This is a genomic window from Neobacillus sp. SRL179 (assembly GCF_984799095.1).
The window spans coordinates 392,408-413,487 of record NZ_OZ481792.1 but is presented as its reverse complement, the minus strand read 5'-3'; the positions used below and the strand labels follow the sequence as shown (position 1 = coordinate 413,487).

Sequence of the window (21,080 nt, the reverse complement as noted above, 5' to 3'; positions counted from 1 at the left end):
CCAGGGTTTTGATCTGTTTATAGAAGAATATCTTTAATACTATCAGCAACCGTTTGCCAAATCGCTGCATCCTTTTGATAAGTTGCCCCCAACTCCTTATACATTTCCATTTGCTTCGCTTGGAAATCCTCAGAATCCTGGGCCGGCAAGGCCGCACGTTTTTCCATCACAAGTTCCTGGATTTTCGGTGCCCTTGGCCCCCACACCCCTGCCTCTTTTCCTTCTTGATTGATAAAAATAAAAATAGGAATCGCTCGAGACGTGCCGTTCGTTAAGTATTGGTCCATTAACTCGAGATTTTGATCACGGAGCACAAAACGCAGTTCTATTCCCGCCGCCTCGGCAATCCTCATCAAAATGGGGTTATTGAGCAACGCGTCACCACACCAATCTTCTGTTAGAACAATTGCACGCAGTTGCTGCGGTCTTAGAGACTCCAGCTGGCTCTTGTCTTCATCCGTTAGGTGAAACTTCTCATAAATGGATACCATCTCATCCTTATTTCGTGTCATTCCATTTATATACTCATCCGCCGTCAGGCCTTTTTGAAACCAATCATTCAATTCCATTCACCATGCACCCCTATCATTTTCTTTCATCATAAATGTTTCCGCCATAGGTTACAAAGAAACTGCACCTTTAATTTTCTTTTATTATTCTACAGTTATTCTTTCCTATCTAAAAAAAACATCTAATGGCACTACCAATAGAGTTAGATAATTGATAGAATATTTTTTATATATGGAATATTATTTTTTTACAATAAAATAGGGGGTTAAAACAATGTCCAATGAATCACTACAACTTGTTTCGATTGGAATCTACATCGCCATGATGTTATTCATCGGATGGTACTCTTATCGAAAGACTAGCAATCTGACAGATTATATGCTCGGAGGAAGATCACTAGGACCAGCCGTAACTGCCTTAAGTGCCGGGGCAGCGGATATGAGCGGCTGGCTTTTAATGGGGCTGCCCGGGGGAATTTATGTAAGCGGATTAGCTGACGCATGGATTGCTGTCGGTTTAACAATTGGAGCTTACCTAAACTGGCTCTTGGTTGCACCACGCCTTCGCTCTTATACTCAGGTGGCGAATGATTCGATTACGATTCCCAGCTACCTTGAAAACCGCTTTAAAGACAAAACCAAACTTCTCCGTATCGTTTCAGGTATTGTCATTTTACTTTTCTTTACTTTTTATGTTTCCTCGGGGATGGTTTCCGGCGCTGTTTTCTTTAAAAGCTCATTTGGAACTGATTATCATACGGGCCTTTATATTGTAGGCGGTGTAGTGGTGGCCTACACCCTATTCGGCGGGTTCCTGGCTGTCAGCTATACCGACTTTATCCAGGGGTTAATGATGCTGATTGCCCTGTTGCTTGTACCAGCCATTGGGTTTTTCCATACGGGCGGTCCAGCCGAAACGTTTGACACGATTCGTTCCATTGATGCTACAAAACTAGATTTATTAAAAGGAACATCCTTTATTGGTGTTGTTTCAGCCTTGGCATGGGGGCTTGGTTATTTTGGCCAGCCGCATATCATTGTTCGTTTTATGGCCATCAAAACCATAAAGGAAACAAAGAGCGCACGCCGGATCGGAATGGCGTGGATGATTCTTTCCTTGTTAGGCACTATTTTTACAGCCCTTATCGGAATTGCCTTTTTTAAACAAAATCCGCAATTCACCTTAGACGACCCTGAAGCCGTCTTCATTCAACTAGGGCAAATCTTATTTCATCCTATCTTCGCCGGCTTTGTTTTAGCAGCCATTTTAGCAGCCATTATGAGCACCATCTCTTCCCAATTAATTGTTACCTCCAGTGCCCTTGTGGAAGACTTGTATAAAATGGTCATGAACAAAAATGCGAAGGATAACCAGCTTGTATTTTTAGGAAGAATGGCCGTTCTCCTCGTCGCTGTCATTGCAGCAGCGCTGGCATTTAAACAAGACAATACCATATTAGATCTTGTTGCCTATGCATGGGCAGGCTTCGGAGCCTCCTTTGGTCCCATTATTCTATTAAGTTTATTTTGGAAAAAGATTACGAATTGGGGCGCTTTATTCGGAATGATTGTCGGAGCAGTGACCGTCATTATTTGGAAGAATGCTGACCTTGGAAAAATCCTCTTTGGTGAATCGCTGTACGAAATCGTCCCTGGCTTTGTGCTCAACTTACTTGTAGCCGTTATTGTCAGCTTACTCACCTATAAAAAAAATGAGGCAATTGAAAAAGAATTTAATGAAAGTGTCCGCATGTTAAAACAAGAATAGAAATGAAGAAATGCCCGGATTTTTGGGAAATCCGGGCGTTTTTTTATTGGGCCATTTCTTTTGCTAATGTCTGTAATTTTATGACCGTTTTCCAGTTCCGTACGGTTGCCGGTACACCTAACTTTGGAAGCTGTGCCGCTAATTTAGAATCCCTGATACTCTGGCGAAAAAATATATAAACATCTTTTCCATTAATTTTATATTCATCAGAATCGCTTTTATAAGATTCCAAGTAACTGACCCCTTCCTTAGAAGGCTTACCAGCTAGAAAGGCTATTTGCACACTTTCCCCTTCGTTTAACGAATCAGACGAGAATGGGCAATTTCGAATGACACTTTCGTACTCTTCAGCCGTCCTTAGCACAACTGGTACTGGAAAACCGAAACGCCTGCCAATTTCCTCTTCCATCCGCTCACTGAGATGGTTTGCATCATCCACTGATTCGAATAAAACATTCCCACTCTGAATATATGTTTTTACTTTCTGTAAACCCATCGATTCTAATAGAATCTTCAGTTCTGCCATTTTGATTTTATGATGCCCGCCCACATTTATGCCCCTTAACAAGGCTATATAAATCGTCATTTCTTTCCCTCACTTTATATTCAGCATCTTCTACACTAAATCTTACCATTTTCCTCTCAACCTAAACTAGTTTTTCAAGAAGGATAAACAACAGCAGGTGAAGAAATGATAAAGAAATAGAAAACTCATATTGAAGGGGGAAAAATTATGGTTCCACAAAGAATATCGTTGCTTACAATCGGTGCCTTCAACTTACCCGCACTTCGTACCTTCTACAAATCGTTAGGTTGGGAGGAAACGGAGTCCAGCTCCGATCAATACGCTGTTTTCAAAACTGCGGGTGTCCTCTTATCCTTATTTCCAATTGCGGAGCTGGCAAAGGATGCTGGGGTTGAGATACCGCAATCACCTGAAAGCTTCCGACCCGTAACATTTGCCATAAACGTTGACCAACCTGAACAAGTGGATTCCACTATTGAAGAAATCCGTGCTGCCAGCGGAAAAATTTTAAGGGAGCCGAGTGACGCCTTTTGGGGAGGACGTACTGCCTATTTTGCTGATCCTGAAAATAACCTCTGGGAAGTGGCTTGGAATCCACATTCTATCTTTGATGAACGCGGTGCGATGATATCTTTTTAAGCATAACCGAATTGCCAGACTAATTCTAAGTCTGGTTTTTTTATGCCCACCCAATTCGACAATCTTTTTATTAAGTTTTATATAAAAAAGCTTTTACAGCAAAGACCGTTAACTTTTTAATCAAACGTTTGGTTAGATAAAAATAAACTAACCAAACGTTTGATTAAATTTGAATTATAGACTAGTAATAAAGGAATTTCATCCCATGGATGTTAAGAACCTTGTCGAAACTAAGGAGTTTTTCCTGATTGTTAGTGACTAACTCTGTCGGAAAACAGCTTCTCTCCACTTATTTTACAACCTTCGACACATCCTCCTAAACTTCCTTATCAACCAAACGTTTGATTAGTTATGTAATGGGCCCTTAAAACTAAAGGACTCTTTCCCGGGAAATGGTGTGAGGTATGTCGAAATTTTTTCGACTTTTATTGCAAAGATAAAGCTGACAGAGGAGTCCCCTGCCAGCCAATTTTCTTTTATCGTTTTTGCAATTCTTGCTGTAATAATTTATTAACCATTTGTGGATTTGCCTGACCCTTTGTTGCTTTCATCAGCTGCCCAACAAGGAAGCCTACGGCTTTATTTTTACCATTTTTAAAATCTTCAATTGATTGCGGATTGGCATCGAGCACCTCTGCAATAATCTTAAGAAGTGTCCCTTCATCAGAAATTTGCACAAGTCCCTTTTCCTTGACGATTTTTTCAGCATCGCCGCCCTGCTCAATCAACTCTTTAAACACGGTTTTAGCAATTTTAGAAGAAATGGTGCCATTTTCAATCAATTTAATCATACTTGCTAAGCCCTCTGGGGTTAACGCCACTTGATCCAATTCTTTCGACTCGGCATTCAAATAGGCAGAAACATCACCCATGATCCAGTTTGAAGCAAGCTTGGCATCTGCCCCGCCCTGAACGGTTGCTTCAAAGAAATCGGCCATTTCTTTTGTTACGGTCAAGACCTTTGCATCATATTCAGGTAGGCCAAGGTCTTCGACATAGCGCTTTTGGCGTTGATCGGGAAGCTCTGGGATTTCTGAACGAATTCGGGCCTTCCAATCCGCATCAATATATAAGTCAAGTAAATCCGGCTCAGGGAAATAGCGATAATCATCCGAGCCCTCTTTCACCCTCATCAAGATCGTGGTTCCTGTTGCTTCATCAAAGCGGCGGGTTTCCTGATCAATCTTTCCACCTGCAGACACCACTTCGCGCTGACGCTTTTCCTCATATTCAAGACCTTTACGAACAAAGTTGAATGAGTTCAGGTTTTTCAACTCTGTTTTCGTCCCGAATTCTTCTTGTCCAACCGGGCGAATCGAGATATTGGCATCACAGCGCAGTGAGCCTTCCTCCATTTTACAGTCAGAAACGCCTGTATATTGGATAATTGATTTTAACTTTTCAAGATAGGCATAGGCTTCGTCCGGTGTACGAATATCCGGCTCGGAGACGATTTCGACAAGCGGCGTTCCCTGACGGTTATAATCACATAGGGAGTAGCCCTTTTCATGATTAAGTTTCCCAGCATCCTCTTCTAAATGAATTCTGGTAATCCCAATCTTTTTCGTATAGCCGTTTACTTCAATTTCAATCCAGCCATGCTCGCCGATGGGCTGGTCAAATTGGGAGATTTGATAAGCCTTTGGATTGTCCGGATAAAAATAGTTCTTACGGTCAAATTTCGTATTGGTGGCTACTTCACAATTCAAGGCCATCGCTGCCTTCATCCCGTATTCAACCGCTTTTTTATTCAAGACAGGCAATACTCCTGGATAACCAAGGTCTATCACACTTGTATTCGTATTTGGCTCAGCCCCAAATTTATTTGGGCTCGCTGAGAAAATTTTTGATTCCGTTTTTAGTTCCACATGGACTTCAAGTCCGATCACTGTTTCGAATTCCATTGTTCCCACCCCCTACAATTCTGGCTTCTGTTTATGAAAGTCTGTTGCCTGCTCGAACGCATGGGCAACGCGATAAATAGTCGCTTCATCAAAATGCTTGCCAATGATTTGCAATCCAAGCGGCAGACCTGCATCAAAGCCGCATGGAACGGAGATCCCTGGTACGCCTGCAAGGTTAACTGGAATCGTCAAAATATCATTGATATACATGGTTAATGGATCATCAATCTTTTCACCAAGTTTAAAAGCTGGCGTAGGCGTTGTTGGTCCCACAATCACATCATAATTAGCAAAAACATCTTCAAAGTCCTTCTTAATTAACGTCCGAACCTGCTGTGCCTTTTTATAATAAGCATCATAGTAACCGGAGCTAAGAGCAAACGTTCCAAGCATAATCCGGCGTTTTACTTCGTCACCGAAGCCTTCTGCCCGGGTCTTTTTATATAGTTCTATTAAACTTTCTGCATCCTGCGCCCGATAACCATAGCGCACACCGTCAAAGCGGGCGAGGTTGGCGGAAGCTTCTGATGAAGACAATAAGTAGTAGGCAGCTAAGGCGTATTTAGAATGCGGCAGGGAAACCTCTTCCCATACAGCACCGAGTCCTTCGAGAACCTTTAAAGCATCCATGACAGACTTACGCACAGCTTCTGTAACCCCTTCGCCTAAATATTCTTTTGGCACGGCGATTTTGAGGCCTTTAATATCACCTGTTAAGGACGATGTAAAGTTAGGTACATCCACATTGGCTGAAGTCGAATCCATTGGGTCTAATCCAGAAATCGCTTGTAACAGGTAGGCATTGTCCTCCACCGTTCTCGTAATCGGACCGATTTGATCAAGCGATGAGGCAAAGGCAACGAGACCGAAACGGGAAACACGGCCATAGGTTGGCTTCATTCCAACAACACCACAGTAAGAAGCAGGCATTCTGATGGAACCGCCGGTATCCGAACCAAGTGAAAAAAGGACTTCTCCTGCTGCAACAGAGGCTGCTGAGCCGCCTGAAGAACCACCTGGTACCCTGTCAAGATTCCATGGATTGTGTGTCTTTTGATAATGGGAGTTTTCGTTTGAGGAGCCCATCGCAAACTCGTCCATATTTAATTTACCAATCGTAATCGTTTCCGCTTGCTGCAACTTTTGAACAACCGTTGCATCATAAATAGGGTCAAAGTTTTCAAGAATTTTACTCGCACAAGTGGTCCGTAATCCCTTGGTAACAATGTTATCTTTGACGCCAATCGGCATCCCGAATAACAATCCTTTTTGATTACTAGCAGTCAACTTTTCATCTTGTGATTTTGCCGTTTGCCGAGCTCTTTCTTCATCTAATGTTAAAAATGCTTGTACCTTGTCCTCAACTTGGCTAATTCGCTTAAACGATTCATCAACAAGGTCTGTTACAGTTACTTCTTTCTTATGTAAAAGTTCATGAAGATCTGAAACTTTATAATCAAATAAACTCACTATACTCACTCCCTACTCTCCCAAAATCGATGGTACCTTAATTTGTCCGTCCTGGTGCTCAGGGGCATTTTTAAGGACTTCTTCACGCGGCAGCCCCTTTTGTGGGATGTCTTCGCGCAATACATTTTTCATATCAAGCACGTGATAGGTTGGCTTAACATTTTCTGTATCTAGTTCATTTAACTGCTCTGCAAATGTAATAATCTGATCAAGCTGTTTCGTTAACTTTTCTACCTCTTCTTCTGTAATCGCAAGTCGTGCCAAGTTGGCAACGTGTTTAACCTGTTCATTGGAAATTCGTGACATCGCTTGTTCCCTCCCAACCCAATTTATCAGTTATTTTATTATTGATGATACCAAACTTTTCCGCTTTACCGCAATGATTCCTTTTTCAGTATTAACAAACGAAGGACGTTTTAGATAATTGTCATCATGAATTTAACAAATTTTAAACATTTAAGGCCAGACAGTTTCGAAAGCTTCCCTTATAATAATCAAAGAGAAATGGAATGGGAGAATAACGAATGAAAAAACGGAGACGAAAGAAAGTCAAAACCTTTTTCATGTTGATTTTGCTTTTTTTCGGGCTGGCGCTGTTTCAAACTTATTTTCAACAAAAACAGATGGCGCCTCCGATAGCAAAAGACGATCCCTTTGCTGAGGTAAAAAAATATACCCCTCTTCTTCAAGCGGAATTAGCTAAATATCATTTAGAAGATCAAACTTCCGTTCTAGTTGCCTTAATGCAGCAGGAAAGCCACGGGCAAGGCGGCGATCCGATGCAGGCCTCAGAATCAGCTGGATTAGCAAGAAACACAATTTCAGATCCGAAACAAAGTATTAAAGTGGGCGTACAACATTTTCAACGGGTTTTTTCGTATGGAAATCAGCAAAAGGTAGATTTTTCAACAATCATTCAGGCATACAACATGGGAATAGGTTATATCGACTTTGTGGCACAGCGTGGTGGAAAACATAGTGAGGCACTTGCGAAAGAATTTTCACTCCTTCGAGTAAAAGAAAAGCCAACCGTTTATACGTGTGGCGGTGATAAGAATAATTTCCGCTATCCTTATTGCTATGGTGATTTTACCTATAGCACGAAGGTAACCAAAAATATACGTTTATTAGTAGATAGTTTTCCTGTGACAAACGACCAAAAAACAACCAATGGATCTTTTTAGGAAAATCATTGGTTGTTTTTCTTGTTTACGATCATAAGATAGAGTTTCACCGGAATATACCCCAGTATTCCTCCAAAAGTATTAAGAATCAAATCATCCACATCAAAACTGCCAAATTCGAATACTAATTGAAGAATTTCAAACGATAGACTCAGAAAAAAGGTAGCAGCTGTGACAATGCTAAGTTTTTGAAACTTTTTAGTGAGCAGTGGTAAGATAAACCCAAATGGGACAAATCCAATAACATTGCCTACTAAGTTCTGGATGCGAATACTTAGATTAATATCTGCTAAGTACAGATAAAAGTAGATGGTTTTAAAGGGAATAAAGTTATTATCCCGCCAATGATATTCATCATACGTAAAATTAAAATGCTGAATAATTTCAGATAAAGGGATATATTTAAACAAAATTAATTTTGATAGAATCGCTATGTATACACCAAGAATAAGTATCAGGACGCCTTTTTTCAAGATTTTCATTCATTCACTGCTCCATTTTTAACATATCAAAATTAACCATACCATATTTACCAGAAAATGTGGGGATAAAACTTAAATTGGAGGAAATTAGCATGACGGAACACCACTTTCATTTAAAAGCAAACTGGCCGGGATTACGGAATGATGTTGGAGAAATTGCAACAGGCCATTTACAAACAAAGATTTCCATCCCTCCGGAAATGGATGGCCCAGGTGTGGGAACCAATCCAGATGAGATGCTGCTAGGTGCCGCTGCAACGTGTTATATTATTACGCTGGCTGCCATGATGGAAAGAAGCGGATTAGAGAAGGAGTCCTTGACGATGGAATCGGAGGGGATTGTTGATGTCACTAAAGGCGTTTTTACGTATAAAAAAATCATTCACCGCCCGCATGTAGTTTTGAAAAAAGAGGCCACAGAAAAGGATGTTGCTTTGGCTGAGAAGCTGGCTAGCAAGGCAGAGGCATCCTGCATGATTAGCCGCGCGATTCAAGGGAACGTGGAATTGGAACTGCAGGCGAGGGTGGAAGTAGCTGGCTAGAGGAGATGGGATGATGGGTGGCTTCAAGAGGAAAAGTGCGAGTGCTTTTTGGTTACTGTCCTCATGAACGCTCCATGTGGACACGTTTGCCTCTCGCTCGGTGTTTTTGTCCTCATGAAAAACCCTCTTTACGTATAAAACTCCATATGACCTTTTTCCTGCGCATAATAATCCAGCCGATCCTGTAAGGTACCCGTGTGAAATTCAAATTTATGACCATCAGGGTCGGTAAAATAGATTGATTTTTTATCCTTTGTGTCTCTTGAGCGGCCTGGCAGTATATTAACGTTCAACTCCCTAAGCTTCTCGTACATTTTTGTAAAATCTGCCTCATCAATTGAAAAAGCAATATGCGTATAGGAATGATTTATCTCATTACGAGGGATGTCTTTTTCGACATTTAGAGCAAGCCACAGTCCATTGAGATCAAAATAAGCCGTACTTCTCCCCTTCACAAGCAGCCGAGCATCAAATACCTTTTCATAAAAGTCTATCGATCTATCTAAGTCTGCTACTGAAAATAACAAATGGTTGATCCCTTTTATTGACATAGACTCACCTTCTAGTTTGTTTTAATTTATATTTTACATGAAAAAGGTAGGTGATTTGGATAAAATCACCTACCTTTTTTTAAAACCTCACCTTTTAAAAAGCTTCGCAAAAAAACCCTTTTTGACTTGTTGAGGTTCTGGTACTTGCACCTTCTTTGTAATAAAAATGTCTTCCTTATCGATCGCTTGACTCATTGCTAGAACTAATCCAATTTCTGTATCATGCTCTTTGTTGGTTACAATTTTGTGTTCAATCTTATTTTTAGCTGCCATTTTTACATACTTTGATAATTCCTCATAGCTCATGTTGCCATTTAGTAACAGATGTGCCCCCGGGTATTCCTTCATCGCTTGCTCCACTTGAGGATACACATGATCCTCTGCTACCTGACTTTTGTTTAGGGCAACAACGATTCGTTCACGCAGTGTTCCTAAGTATCTGCGCCGTTCATCCGGTTTAGTCTCTAGATGTCCATACATGCCTTGCTGCAAGACCTCGTCAACGGTTGTCTTTCTCAAACAAATCAACTCCATATAACAGGCTATTATTATGTATGATGATACCCTAAAAAGCGTTCCGTTCCAAAAAACTGTTACTGAGGAGAGCAATTGTATGTTATCCGAGAGTTTTCCCACCTTATCCGAGAGTAAGTGCGTGCTATCCGAGAGTTTTCTCACCTTATCCGAGAGTAAGTGCATGCTATCCGAGAGTATGCATTCTCGCCGCCAGTTAGCACGCTACACCCTCTGCACCTTAACCCCATAAAAAAACCCTCCCCTCCAAATAGGAGAGAAGGATTTACCACGTTGTCTTATTCTTTTGTTGAACCAGTAAACTGTGCTTCTTCTGTAGACCCCTTTAGGGCTGTTGTGGAAGAAGTACCGCCTGTAATGACCATGGAAACTTGGTCAAAGTAACCTGTACCTACCTCACGTTGGTGACGGGTTGCTGTGTAACCGTATTGTTCGCTGTCGAATTCAGCTTGCTGTAGTTCTGAGTATGCTGCCATACCGCGCTCTTTATAGCCGCGGGCAAGCTCGAACATGCCATGGTTCAGTGCATGGAAACCAGCAAGTGTAACGAACTGGAATTTGTATCCCATTTTGCCTAGCTCTTCTTGGAAATTGGCAATCGTCTCTTGGTCAAGTTTCTTTTTCCAGTTGAATGATGGTGAACAATTATAGGCTAATAGTTTGCCAGGGAATTGCTCATGGATTGCTTCAGCAAATTGTCTTGCTTCGTCAATATTGGGCTCGGACGTTTCACACCAAATAAGGTCGGCATATGGTGCATACGCTAATCCGCGAGCAATTGCTTGATCAATCCCAGCCTTAACACGGAAGAACCCCTCACCTGTCCTTTCTCCTGTAATAAACGGCGCATCATTCATATCGATATCGCTTGTAATTAAATCAGCAGCGTTAGCATCAGTACGCGCCACTAATACAGTTGAGACACCCATTACGTCGGCAGCTAAGCGGGCAGCAATCAAGTTTCGAACAGCAGTTTGGGTTGGCAGTAATACTTTACCACCTAGGTGACCGCATTTTTTCTCAGACGAAAGTTGGTCCTCGAAGTGAACGCCTGAAGCACCGGCTTCAATCATCCCCTTCATTAATTCGAAGCAGTTTAGCTGTCCGCCAAAGCCGGCCTCAGCATCGGCCACAATCGGTGCGAACCAGTCGATTGAATCGTCACCTTCTGAATGGGTAATTTGGTCAGCCCGTTGCAGCGCTTGGTTAATCCGTTTGACAACACTTGGTACACTGTTAGCTGGGTATAAGCTTTGGTCTGGGTACATATGCCCAGAAAGGTTGGCATCGGCTGCTACCTGCCAGCCGCTTAAGTAAATGGCTTTCAGACCTGCTTTGACTTGCTGAACAGCCTGATTACCGGTTAGCGCTCCAAGGGCATTAATGTAATCCTCTTCGTTTAAAAGCTTCCAAAGCTTTTCCGAACCTTTACGAGCTAATGTATGTTCAATATCAATCGAACCGCGCAGCTTGATGACATCCTCAGCCGTATACGGTCTTGTAATCCCTTTCCAACGGCTATCCATTTCCCAGTTTTCTTGTAATTGCGCTACTCTAGAATCTGTCATTTTAATATTCCTCCTATTAATCTATTAGATTTATTTTTTACTAGTAAAAACTTACAACTGTTTATATCCAGGCAAGGTTAAAAAATCGATAAATTCATCATTTAGGATTAACTGATCGAACAGTTGAACGGCTTCAGCAAACCGGCCTGATTCATAGCGTTCCGCCCCGATTTCCTGTTTGATTTTTTCCAATTCCTCATCCTTTAATTTCTCATACATTTCGGCGGTTACTTTTCGCCCGTCGTTTAAAATTCCTTTTGGATGACGAATCCATTGCCACAGCTGGGCTCGTGAAATTTCCGCTGTCGCCGCATCCTCCATTAAGTTATGGATTGGCGCTGCCCCTCTGCCGTCTAACCAAGAGGCCACATATTGAATGCCTACGTTAATGTTGGTGCGGACGCCCTCTTCTGTAATTGTGCCGCCCGGTACCTCCAGCAAGTCTTGGGCAGTAATCGTAATTTTTTGCTGTTTTGCTGTATGAATTTGATTCGGTGCTGGCATTTCTCGATTGAATACTTCCAATGCTACTGGCACTAATCCAGGATGTGCTACCCATGTACCATCGTGCCCGTCCCGAGCCTCACGCTCTTTATCGGCACGGACCTTTGCGAAGGCCTCCTCATTGGCCTGAGGGTTGTTTTTGACTGGAATTTGCGCTGCCATCCCACCCATCGCTGGTGCTTTACGGCGATGACAGGTTTGGATACATAATAACGAGTAAGATCGCATAAACGGAGATGTCATCGTGACTTGAGAGCGATCCGGTAAAATCACATCTTTTTGGTTACGCAGCTTTTTGATATAGCTGAAGATATAATCCCAACGGCCGCAGTTTAGACCGGCTGAGTGCTCCTTTAACTCATACAGAATCTCATCCATCTCAAACGATGCGAGAATCGTTTCAATTAGCACCGTTGCTTTGATGGTTCCTTGTGGAATTCCGAGTTTTTCCTGTGTATAAACAAATACATCATTCCAAAGCCGTGCTTCTAAATGGCTTTCAAGCTTTGGCAGGTAAAAATAAGGACCTGAGCCATTTGCCAGCAGTGTGTTCACATTATGGAAAAAGTACACTCCAAAATCGAAAAAGCTTCCCGAGATAGGCTTGCCATTTAAATGAACATGTTTTTCTTCAAGGTGTAGTCCACGTGGTCTCACTATGAGAACCGCCGTTTCATCATTTAGTACATATTTTTTGCCATTCGCGTTTTCGTAGGAAATCGTTCGATTGATAGCATCTCTTAAGTTGATTTGTCCTTCGATAATACTCTCCCATGTCGGTGAAGTGGCATCCTCAAAGTCTGCCATGAATAATTTTGCCCCTGAGTTCAATGCATTAATGACCATTTTCCGGTCTGTTGGTCCTGTGATTTCGACCCGGCGATCTTGAAGGTCCTTTGGCAGCGGCGCCACCGTCCAATCCCCATTACGAATATGCTTCGTTTCAGTCAGAAAATCTGGAAGTTTGCCAGTATTGATTTCCTCCTGGCGTTTCCCCCTGTACTGTAACAGTTCTACTCTCCGCTGCCCGAACTTTTGTTCTAATTCTTCAATCAAATTTAATGCCTCGGGTGTTAAAATCTCATCATACTGGGCTTTCAAAGCCCCAACCACTTCAATACCTGTCGTTTGCGTTGACATGAACTAGATCACCTCTTTGTTATAATACAGAACTTATCTACGTTTTGTATTATATAACACACTTCTTAAAAAAGGAACCACTTTTCTGAAAATTTTTATAAAATAGGTAAAAATATCCTGTCCACTAAATCAGTTTTATTTTCATTCACAGTAAACCCCTTGTTATTACTAACTTTCTCCACATAGGAATTATTACCTATACAAAAAACGGATACCCTAAAAAGGCATCCGCTTTTACATAATCTCATCATATAAACGCCAAAAATCTTCAGCTCGCGTTTGGCTGTTCAGAAATTCATGACTGACAATAGCTGTTAATAACTTGCTTTTTAAAGAAGTGTCTTTTACCTCTTTTAGAATCCATTGCCTTGTTGTAAAGAGAAAATCAAGGTAGTCCTCATACTTTTCATCAAATTGTTGCTCTAACTGCTTGCAAATCGTCTGAGCAAGCTTTGGGCTTGCCCCTCCAGTTGAAATTGTAATGCTCAAACGGCCGCGCTTAAAATGGGCGGGGAGGTGGAAATTTGAGCCAACAGGGTCATCGGCAATCGACACCAGCTGATGTGGTGCTGCTGATGATTTTACCGCATGATTAATCTCTGTGTCGTTGGTTGCAGCAAAAACCATGAAAGCCTCCTGTATGTCTCCTTCGGAAAAAGGTTTCTGAAGCCACTGAATTTCGCCATCCTGTGACAGTCTTTGAAGGGCAGCTGTGGCCTCTGGACTAACAACCGATATAGACGCTCCAGTGCTAAGGAGGCCGTTTACCTTCCGTTCAGCAACCTTGCCGCCGCCAATGACCACTACCTTTTTCCCTTCAAGCTGTAACATAATTGGATAATTTCCGCTCATATTCCACCTCCATTTTATATTTCATTTATAGAGTTTCCAGCTAAATAGTTGATTAAAGCCTCTCTTGTTGGGTTTTCCGGCATTTCAATAGTGCGAATCCCGGATTTTGCTGCAGCAGCGAGTGTTTGTTTCCCCATTCCAATTACCTGTAAATTCCGGGCAAACTCTACGGCGTCTAAATTACACTGTGCTAAGGCGTTTATAAACGGTACAACCGAAGCGCTGCTTGGAAATATGAGTGTATTTACATCAGCTTCCTCCATCATTCTTTGAAAAATAGGCAAAAATGATTGGTCAACTTCCCGCTTGCTTGTCACCAACATCTCTGCAAACTGATAATTATTCTCTAATAGACGATCGTCACCGACAAGGAGCAAACTCTCGGAGTCTGGCAGGTCCATCGCCATCGCAGCGATGAAGCCACGTTCCCGTAAAACTTTGATGGTTTTACTAGAGATTCCGAAGAAATCGGCGTTAATTTTTCGAATATCGATCCCCTTTTCACTCACAGCAGCGAAAAATTCAACCACACTTTCTGGTGAAGTAAATAGAATCTTTTCATAGGTTGATACTTTTGCTAGGTCTACCGGGAGGATTGTTTTTTTCCACTTTGGAAATTCAATCACATCCGCCCCCTGTGTCATTAACCCCTTCGCCAATTCACTAAGGCCTTCACTTGTGCGGGCTAACAGAATTTGCCGGCCATATAACGGCTTCTTCTCGAACCAGCTGATTTTTTCACGAAGAGAAATCACTTCACCTACTAAAATGATCGAGGGATTGCTGAACTTCGCCTCTATAACCTTCTCGGATATATCAGCTAGAGTACCTTGTAATGTTTTTTGCCGGCCAAACGTACCCCATTGAATTAAAATGACCGGGGTGGACGCAGGCTTTCCATGTTTGACGAGATTTTCGCAAATATACGGTAAATTCGCAACCCCCATGTAAAAGGCAATCGTATCGACGCCGCGGGCAAGGCCTTGCCAATCCAGGAGCGGCTTACCTTCTTGTGACTTGTCATGGGCGGTGACCACTGCAAAGGATTCGGCATGTTCACGGTGAGTGACAGGAATTCCGGCATAAAGAGGCGCGGCAATCCCCGATGAAATGCCAGGAACAATTTCAAAGGGAATTTGGTACTCAGCCAGGGCTGCTGCTTCCTCACCAACTCGGCCAAAAACACCAGGATCGCCGCCTTTTAGGCGGATGACTACTTTACCCAATAACGCCTTTTCTACCAATAAATCGTTGATATTTTCTTGGCGCAAGATATGACGGTCCGGCAATTTCCCGCAATAGATCAGCTCACAATTGCTTCCGGCATATTCTAATAGTTTGGGATTGGCCAGCCTGTCATAAAGGATGACTTCGGCTTGTTTAATAGCTTCCATGCCCTTAACTGTGATCAACCCTACGTCTCCCGGCCCTGCTCCTACTAAAAATACTTTTCCTGTTTTCATCGTGAAGCCATCCTTCCAGTGTTGTCCGATTATAGAATAATAAAAATAATATCGTCTTTCACTTCTACAGCATACGTCTTTACATGACCTTCGTCTGGTGCTTGTACCATACCATCTACTAATGAAATTTTCCAGTCATAAACGGGACAATATACATATTCGCCGCTGATAAGTCCTTCAGAAAGGACTCCTCCTTTTGGGTGAGGGCTGTGGTTTTCTAGTGCATATACCTCACCAGTTGATCGCTTAAAAAGGACTATGTCTTTGTCATCAATTTTAATAGAATAGCCGGCTCGTTCTTTAACATTGGTATAGTGTGCCACAGGTATACGGGTAATCGTTTCTATCATTTTAGTTCACTCCCAACTGTGATGGTGTGTCTAGTATAATATTTATCTTTAATTTCTTCTTTTTCAATGGCTTCATTCCATGGCTCAATGTATTTTTTCAAAGTTTGATTCATCCGCTCATTCAATGCTTTACGTGTATTCTCGTCGGCCAGCACTTCCTTCACATGCTCGAGACCCATTCGTACTACCCATTTAGAGGTACGCTCCAAATAATTGGCTGTTTCCCGGTAGTATTGCAGATAAGCACCGGTCATTTCCATGACATCCTCTTCGGTTTTCACCGTACATAGTAAATCGCCAGGGCGAAGATCGACACCGCCATTACCGGCAACGTAAATCTCCCAGCCGCCATCAATGCCGACGAAACCAATATCTTTAATGCCTGCTTCAGAGCAGTTTCTTGGACAGGCCGATACGCCCATTTTTACTTTATGTGGAGTATCCAGGCGTTCAAATTTCTTTTCAAGCTGAATGCCAAGTGCCATCGAATCCTGCGTGCCGTAACGGCAGAATTGGGCACCGACACATGTTTTCACCGTGCGCAAGGTTTTTCCATATGCATAACCTGATGGCATATCAAGCTCTTCCCACATGCCTGGCAGGTCCTCTTTCTTGACTCCAAAGAGGCCAATTCTCTGTCCACCTGTTAATTTTACTAATGGAACATTGTATTTTTCAGCTACTTCGGCTATTTTTTTCAAATCAGCTGCTGTTGTAACACCGCCATACATTCTTGGAACCACTGAGTACGTTCCGTCTTTTTGGATATTCGCATGCATTTTTTCGTTAACGAGACGGGAATCGCGGTCATCTTTATATTCATCCATGTAAATCATGCCAAGGTAATAGTTGATAGCTGGACGGCATTTCGTACAGCCTTCTTCATGGTTCCACTCCAGGACGTTCATGACCTCTTTCACACTGGTTAAACCCTTAGCCTTAATTTCTGCCACCAATTCTTCCCGGCTTAAGGTCGTACAGCCGCAAATACTTGTCTTTTGGGCAGCAGCCGCATCAAATAGATCCCCTAGTGTATAGCCAAGAATATTGCTCACCATTGGTTTGCAGCGTCCGCAGGAGCGTCCTGCATTGGTGCAATGGCTGACTTGATCAAGAGTGGTTAGCCCTTGTGTTTGAATCGCTTCAACAATTGCCCCTTTTGTCACGCCATTACAACCACAAATCAATTCATCATCCGGCATGGAGGCAATATCGTCACTGCCGCTTTCTCCCGTGCATTCCGTATGAAAAATGGAAACGCCGCTGATATCTTCTTTTTTCGTCAACATCCGATATAAGCGGGTGCTGTCTTTTGTATCACCATAAAGGACAATCCCAACAATCATGTTATTTCTTGTCAGAACCCGTTTGTAGACCCCTTCATATTCATTGTAAATCATAATGGATTTGGTTGTACCATCTTCAAAAATTTCTCCTGCAGAAAAAAGGTCAACACCCGCCACTTTCAATTGTGTTCCCGTAACCGAACCTTGATAAGGTTCTCCTACTAATCCACTAATACGAGCAGCGAGAACTTTACCTTGCTCGTACAATGGTGCCACTAAGCCATACACAATTTCTCTATGTTCAGCACACTCGCCGACCGCGTAAACGTGAGGAACACTCGTTTCCATAAAATCATTGACAACAATTCCACGATTGACATAGATGCCACTGTTTTTAGCCACGATTGTGTTGGACTTAATCCCAATCGCCATGACTACTAGATCGGCTTTGACTTCTGAACCGTCTTTAAAACGCAAACCTGTGACGCGTTCATCCCCAAGGATTCCGACGGTTTCCTTCTCCATTAAAAAGTTCATACCTTGAGATTCTAATTCTGTTTTAAGCAGTGAGGAAGCAATTGGATCCAACTGGCGTTCCATGAGATGCGGCATTAGGTGAACGACATCCACCTTCATCCCTAAGTTTAGCAAGCCTCTTGCTGCCTCAAGACCTAAGAGCCCGCCGCCAATGACGATTGCCTTTTTATATTGCTGTGCTGACTTGATCATCATTTCACAATCTTTAATATCACGAAACCCTGTTACGCCTATTTTGTCTGCACCAGGAATGGGAAGAATAAAAGAATTTGATCCGGTTGCAATGATTAACTCATCATACTCAACTTCACGACCTTGGTCGCTGATGACACGTTTCGCTTCCACATCAATTCTTTCAATCGATTCATCCGTAAATAATTGAATTCCGTTTTCTTTGTACCAATCAATTGGATTAATAATAATCTCATCAAATTTTGTGTCACCTTGGAGAATATTAGATAGCTTAATACGGTTGTAGTTTGGATAGGGCTCTTGTCCAAAGATGGTTATCTCAAATTGGCCTGGTGCCAGTTTAAGTACCTCTTCAATCGTCCTCACGCCAGCCATTCCGTTCCCAATCATCACTAATTTTTTCATATGTGATCGCTCCTATATATTGATTGACATAATTAAAGGTTTAATAAGGTTTTCTCTATATTTAGATTGTAAAACTTAGCGGAGGATATGTTTGTGAAGTTCGTCACATCCACAATAACAATGTGAACACATTCACAATATTGTCAAAAACGAAAAGCCTAAGCGCCCTGGTCAGCGGCGTATGGCCTGGAGCACTCCAACTGAGATAAAGGAAACACGAAGAGCCGGAGGCGATTCGATGTTGACTTATCGTAGGGCGGAGAGCGAAGGACACTAGCCGCTAGGGCGCTGAAGCTAGACAAAATAAAAAAGGGTGTCAGGCACCCTTTTTACGTTATGCAGGTTGTTTAGTGTTTTTAATGGCTGGTTTGGGTTTGATTAGTGCGTTAAGGACTGGCGCAAATGTGCCAACGATAGCAACTGGGATGAGCTCCCACCATTCTAATGGCGGGGTGATGAGCCAGCCTGACTTATGGATGGCCATGATGGCAAGGAAATAGGCTATGCTGCCAATCAGCCCAGACAGCCAGTTGGTTTTTCTAAACAAGAAGAAAACGATCGGGATGAATATCAGTGTCATCGGGACATAGGAAGTTGGATACCCTACCGCAGCGAAAACGGCTTTACCAATAAATCGCAGTAAAATGTAAAGGACTGCACCCATCACCGGAATCGTATAATCTCGACAGATTCGAATGGTTATCGCTGTAAGCAAAGTTACCATTAGTACAGTATAAATTGGATAAACATATTCCGGAATGCCACCGAAAATTTGCGATGCGGGATCCGAGATTAATTCGAGAATCTCCTGTGAGGCAATCGATTTTCCATGAATGTACTGATCATAGGAAATCGCTCCATTCTCCTGCTGCATGTTCGGAAACATTAAGCATTCGAGGAGAAACATCGCGTACCACGTATGCATCGACTTCCAAGTCGGCTGAACATCTCTAGTATATAGAAAATAGCCGCGCCAAACTCCAAAGATCATAATCCCCGTCCCAATATAATAAATAAAATGGGTCGGACTCCAAGTGGTTAAATCAATTCCGTACGCAATATGATAAGTAAAATCTAATGGAATTCCAATTAGGAATAATACATAGCCGATTGTAATCAGATTTCGTGAAAATCCGTCCATATATTGGGAACGGCGCCACTCCTGTATTAACAAAACACCTCCTAATGCAAAACCAAGGGTATTGACGATATGGGGAATCGAGTACTCTTCAAATAAATATTTAAAGTGATAGGATGCATCCCAAGCAGACCCAATAAATTTTAATAAAAAGGCAATGACCCATAAACGGTAATATTTCATACTTCATCTCCTCTCAATATGTTTTAACCTTTATTCAGAGTAGTTTGCTTTCCTTACCCTAACAGGTCAAATGGATCACCAAAAATAGCAATTAGAATATAATTAATGGCTAAAGCAATTCCAAAGACGATTCCCGTATTTCGAACCTTTTTTTGCGTAAAAAGCTTATACATAAACGAAATACCTGACGCAACCACAAAAACGTTGCAGGTTAAAAAGGTCCAAAGCAGACTTTCACTGTGCGCTACTGCAGTAACATGGAACAAATATAATGGGATCAAAGGCATTATTCCTCCATGGATAACTTTTTGTTTATTAGGTCGATGGACCCTATTTCAATTTAAAAAGTACTTCTATATACATGACGAATTTCTTTTGAAAAATGTTTCCATTTCTTCTTGCTTTCTTAATCATATTAGCATGGAGGTAAGATAATTTACACATAATTCTTGCATTGGTCAAATTAGGTAATGTAGAGTTAAGAAATGAGCCATGCTTTGAAAGGAGAATGTCCTTTGAAACACTTTATTCTGTTGATACTCTTGTGCTGCTTATTGTTTCTATCTGCTTGTAATTCAATAAAAGTCCCAAAATCAACTATGGATCATAAAATGAGTGCTGCACCAACAAATGTGGTACCGACAAATGCAGAATGGACAATCCCATCCAACCCTCTCGCAAACGAGCAAATTCCGATTTCCATTTTAGTAAAAAATAAATCTAATCAACCCATCAAGTCCTTTGAAACGGTTCATGAGAAAAAAATGCATTTACTTATTGTTAGTAAAGATTTATCTTATTTTTCTCATATTCACCCAAAATATAAAGGAAACGGTATATTTCATATAACCACCGCCTTCCCAGCAGGTGGAGACTACAAACTATTCTCTGACTTTACCCCAAAGGGCGGTGGGGATAGTAGTTTAGAAACTCATTGGCAGCATGTTGAAGGCGAGACGGCGAAGTCAGTACCTCTTGTTCCAGATCAAACACTTAAAAAAGTAGTCGATGGAAAAATGGTGTCACTCTCCTTTGACCGTCTATTGACAAGAAAGGTTGTCCATTTGACGTTCACCATTAAGGATGCCGCCACAAACAAGCCTATTAAAAATTTCCAGCCTTATTTAGGTGCAATGGGCCATACTGTTGCGATTAGTGCTGATGCAAAAAAGTACTTACACATCCATCCGATGGCAACAGATGGAAATGGGCCGAAGGTTGTCTTTATGACTATTTTTCCTAAAGAGGGCGTTTATAAAATTTGGGGGCAATTTAAAATTGAAGGGAAGATTATAACCGTTCCGTTTGTTATTAACATACCGAAATCATCAGTAAAGTAATTACTATCCTGTT

21 protein-coding genes are annotated in these 21,080 nt (G+C 41.9%); 5 read left to right on the top strand and 16 right to left on the bottom strand.

The window, feature by feature from the left end; genetic code table 11:
- Positions 1-17 precede the first annotated feature (17 nt).
- A complete protein-coding gene (locus tag AC4E8C_RS02155; protein ID WP_490209887.1) occupies positions 18-569 on the bottom strand; it encodes a thioredoxin family protein in 552 nt (183 codons plus the stop codon).
- A gap of 214 nt (positions 570-783) precedes the next feature.
- Here AC4E8C_RS02155 and putP point away from each other — a divergent pair, with 214 nt between their 5' ends.
- The gene (gene putP / locus AC4E8C_RS02150) at positions 784-2,277 is read left to right on the top strand and encodes a sodium/proline symporter PutP (protein WP_490209886.1); all 1,494 of its coding nucleotides are present in this window, start codon (positions 784-786) and stop codon (positions 2,275-2,277) included.
- A 43-nt stretch (positions 2,278-2,320) separates the two neighbouring features.
- Here the strand turns inward: putP and AC4E8C_RS02145 are convergent, their stop codons facing one another.
- Positions 2,321-2,863 carry a DUF1697 domain-containing protein gene (locus AC4E8C_RS02145; protein WP_490209884.1) on the bottom strand — a complete coding sequence of 181 codons (543 nt, stop codon included), beginning with the start codon at positions 2,861-2,863 and terminating at the stop codon, positions 2,321-2,323.
- Positions 2,864-3,010: 147 nt separating this feature from the next.
- Between AC4E8C_RS02145 and AC4E8C_RS02140 the strand changes: the two genes are divergently transcribed.
- A complete protein-coding gene (locus AC4E8C_RS02140) occupies positions 3,011-3,442 on the top strand; it encodes a VOC family protein (RefSeq protein WP_490209882.1) in 432 nt (143 codons plus the stop codon).
- 476 nt (positions 3,443-3,918) lie between these two features.
- On the opposite strand, the gene gatB is transcribed toward AC4E8C_RS02140, so the two are convergent.
- Genes gatB through gatC form a run of 3 tightly spaced genes read right to left on the bottom strand, consistent with a single transcriptional unit; the run spans position 3,919 to position 7,122 of the window.
- Entirely contained in the window at positions 3,919-5,346 is a 1,428-nt protein-coding gene (gene gatB / locus AC4E8C_RS02135; protein WP_490209880.1) for an Asp-tRNA(Asn)/Glu-tRNA(Gln) amidotransferase subunit GatB, read from the bottom strand.
- Positions 5,347-5,358: 12 nt separating this feature from the next.
- On the bottom strand, positions 5,359-6,816 hold the full coding sequence (gatA, locus tag AC4E8C_RS02130; RefSeq protein WP_490212439.1) for an Asp-tRNA(Asn)/Glu-tRNA(Gln) amidotransferase subunit GatA: 1,458 nt from the start codon (positions 6,814-6,816) through the stop codon (positions 5,359-5,361).
- 12 nt (positions 6,817-6,828) lie between these two features.
- Positions 6,829-7,122, bottom strand: a complete 294-nt coding sequence (gatC, locus tag AC4E8C_RS02125) for an Asp-tRNA(Asn)/Glu-tRNA(Gln) amidotransferase subunit GatC (protein ID WP_490209878.1) — start codon at positions 7,120-7,122, stop codon at positions 6,829-6,831.
- Positions 7,123-7,340: 218 nt separating this feature from the next.
- Here gatC and AC4E8C_RS02120 point away from each other — a divergent pair, with 218 nt between their 5' ends.
- Entirely contained in the window at positions 7,341-8,000 is a 660-nt protein-coding gene (locus AC4E8C_RS02120) for a lysozyme family protein (RefSeq protein WP_490209876.1), read from the top strand.
- 5 nt (positions 8,001-8,005) lie between these two features.
- Here AC4E8C_RS02120 and AC4E8C_RS02115 read toward each other — a convergent pair whose 3' ends face one another.
- Entirely contained in the window at positions 8,006-8,482 is a 477-nt protein-coding gene (locus AC4E8C_RS02115) for a VanZ family protein (RefSeq protein WP_490209874.1), read from the bottom strand.
- A gap of 92 nt (positions 8,483-8,574) precedes the next feature.
- Here AC4E8C_RS02115 and AC4E8C_RS02110 point away from each other — a divergent pair, with 92 nt between their 5' ends.
- The gene (locus tag AC4E8C_RS02110) at positions 8,575-9,024 is read left to right on the top strand and encodes an OsmC family protein (RefSeq protein ID WP_490209872.1); all 450 of its coding nucleotides are present in this window, start codon (positions 8,575-8,577) and stop codon (positions 9,022-9,024) included.
- A gap of 128 nt (positions 9,025-9,152) precedes the next feature.
- Here AC4E8C_RS02110 and fosM read toward each other — a convergent pair whose 3' ends face one another.
- The 10 genes from fosM to AC4E8C_RS02060 all read right to left on the bottom strand — a co-directional run bounded on the left by fosM (position 9,153) and on the right by AC4E8C_RS02060 (position 20,014).
- A complete protein-coding gene (gene fosM, locus AC4E8C_RS02105; protein WP_490209871.1) occupies positions 9,153-9,575 on the bottom strand; it encodes a FosM family fosfomycin resistance protein in 423 nt (140 codons plus the stop codon).
- A gap of 87 nt (positions 9,576-9,662) precedes the next feature.
- On the bottom strand, positions 9,663-10,094 hold the full coding sequence (locus AC4E8C_RS02100; RefSeq protein WP_490209869.1) for a YueI family protein: 432 nt from the start codon (positions 10,092-10,094) through the stop codon (positions 9,663-9,665).
- A gap of 293 nt (positions 10,095-10,387) precedes the next feature.
- On the bottom strand, positions 10,388-11,677 hold the full coding sequence (gene aceA, locus AC4E8C_RS02095) for an isocitrate lyase (RefSeq protein ID WP_490209868.1): 1,290 nt from the start codon (positions 11,675-11,677) through the stop codon (positions 10,388-10,390).
- A gap of 51 nt (positions 11,678-11,728) precedes the next feature.
- Complete coding sequence (aceB, locus tag AC4E8C_RS02090) at positions 11,729-13,321, bottom strand: malate synthase A (RefSeq protein ID WP_490209867.1); 1,593 nt, start codon at positions 13,319-13,321, stop codon at positions 11,729-11,731.
- Between the two features lie 234 nt (positions 13,322-13,555).
- The gene (locus AC4E8C_RS02085; RefSeq protein WP_490209865.1) at positions 13,556-14,173 is read right to left on the bottom strand and encodes an NAD(P)-binding protein; all 618 of its coding nucleotides are present in this window, start codon (positions 14,171-14,173) and stop codon (positions 13,556-13,558) included.
- A 14-nt stretch (positions 14,174-14,187) separates the two neighbouring features.
- The gene (gene cobA / locus AC4E8C_RS02080) at positions 14,188-15,636 is read right to left on the bottom strand and encodes a uroporphyrinogen-III C-methyltransferase (RefSeq protein WP_490209863.1); all 1,449 of its coding nucleotides are present in this window, start codon (positions 15,634-15,636) and stop codon (positions 14,188-14,190) included.
- 29 nt (positions 15,637-15,665) lie between these two features.
- Positions 15,666-15,986 carry a nitrite reductase small subunit NirD gene (gene nirD / locus AC4E8C_RS02075; protein WP_490209861.1) on the bottom strand — a complete coding sequence of 107 codons (321 nt, stop codon included), beginning with the start codon at positions 15,984-15,986 and terminating at the stop codon, positions 15,666-15,668.
- Positions 15,983-18,406 carry a nitrite reductase large subunit NirB gene (gene nirB / locus AC4E8C_RS02070; RefSeq protein WP_490209859.1) on the bottom strand — a complete coding sequence of 808 codons (2,424 nt, stop codon included), beginning with the start codon at positions 18,404-18,406 and terminating at the stop codon, positions 15,983-15,985. Before nirB ends, nirD begins: the two co-directional genes overlap by 4 nt.
- A 334-nt stretch (positions 18,407-18,740) precedes the next feature.
- Positions 18,741-19,727, bottom strand: coding sequence for a hypothetical protein (locus AC4E8C_RS02065; RefSeq protein ID WP_490209858.1), 987 nt, complete (start codon positions 19,725-19,727; stop codon positions 18,741-18,743).
- 53 nt (positions 19,728-19,780) lie between these two features.
- Positions 19,781-20,014: a hypothetical protein gene (locus AC4E8C_RS02060; RefSeq protein ID WP_490209856.1), complete on the bottom strand. Its 234-nt coding sequence runs from the start codon at positions 20,012-20,014 to the stop codon at positions 19,781-19,783.
- Between the two features lie 228 nt (positions 20,015-20,242).
- Here AC4E8C_RS02060 and AC4E8C_RS02055 point away from each other — a divergent pair, with 228 nt between their 5' ends.
- Entirely contained in the window at positions 20,243-21,067 is an 825-nt protein-coding gene (locus AC4E8C_RS02055; protein ID WP_490209854.1) for a DUF8832 domain-containing protein, read from the top strand.
- The last annotated feature ends 13 nt before the right edge of the window (positions 21,068-21,080 follow it).